Below are 908 nucleotides of genomic sequence, written 5' to 3' on the forward strand. Positions count from 1 at the left end.
GAGATCGACGGCGAGCCCGCCAGCGGGGGGTCGTCGGGCGGCATGACGCCGTCCCTGACGCCCGGCGGCAGCGTCGGCCTCGGCGGCAAGTTCTGATCGTCAGGCCGCTTTCGGGCCGCGACCGTAATAGTCGTCGAGCCGGCCGCCATAGGCCGGATCGGCGAAGCCGTCCTCGCCGGCGCCGTGGCTCGGCGCGCCGGCGAGCGTCGCCGGGTCGATGTCCACCACGTAGCCGCCGAGCTCGACGCTGTAGGTCAGCGCCTTCCACGGCAGTGGGTGGTGGTTCTCGCCGAGCCCCAGGAACCCGCCGAAGGCGAGCACTGCGTAGGCGACCTGGCCCGAGACCTTGTCGACCATGAAGTTGTGCATCGCGCCGAGGTGCTTGCCGGCGGCATCGTAGACCGCCGTGCCCTCGACCTTGTTGGAGGCGATCAGCCGGACGGTCTCGTCGATGGCGACGCCCTCGGCCGAGGGGTCGAGCTCCATCGAGCCGGCCTTGCGGATGCTGCGCTCGTTGGGAAGATCTGTCGGCATCGCGATACCTTTCGCAGGACTGCACGGACCCGGCATCCCGGGCGTTCGCAGGGGAAAGCTCGGACCCGCGATGGGTTCCGCGGGCCCCTTCAGCCTTCCGGCCCGGCTTCCGCCTGGGCGCGCCGCAGGGCGACACGGTTGCGCACGCCGCGGCTCGCGAACAGCATCTCGGTCCCGAAGGCGACCAGCGCCAGGAGCGTGCACAGGATCGCCGTGCCGAACAACGCGAACAGCACGCCGGCCACGGTGGCGTCGCGCAGCGCGCCGACGAACAGCGTCAGGACGGCGCCGCAGGTCGAGACCCCCGAAAGCGCCGCGAGCACCACGGCCGCGTCGAGCAGCAGCGCCCGCAGCTGCAGGCGGTCGAGCCGGTG

At 72.0% G+C, this 908-nt stretch carries 2 protein-coding genes; both read right to left on the reverse strand.

Going from position 1 to position 908, the window contains the following annotated elements:
• Positions 1 to 99 precede the first annotated feature (99 nt).
• On the reverse strand, positions 100 to 534 hold the full coding sequence (locus tag FV223_RS28665) for a PRC-barrel domain-containing protein (protein WP_147730001.1): 435 nt from the start codon (positions 532 to 534) through the stop codon (positions 100 to 102).
• 89 nt (positions 535 to 623) lie between these two features.
• Positions 624 to 908: DUF2721 domain-containing protein (locus FV223_RS28670; protein ID WP_147730002.1), on the reverse strand; the 285-nt coding region annotated here is incomplete at its 5' end.

The sequence above is a fragment of the Methylobacterium sp. WL116 genome, from assembly GCF_008039455.1.
Lineage (GTDB): Bacteria > Pseudomonadota > Alphaproteobacteria > Rhizobiales > Beijerinckiaceae > Methylobacterium.

Bases quoted from the DNA above. Each gene is read 5' to 3' on its own strand.
- FV223_RS28665 (WP_147730001.1), bottom strand. From the start codon at position 534: ATGCCGACAGATCTTCCCAACGAGCGCAGCATCCGCAAGGCCGGCTCG.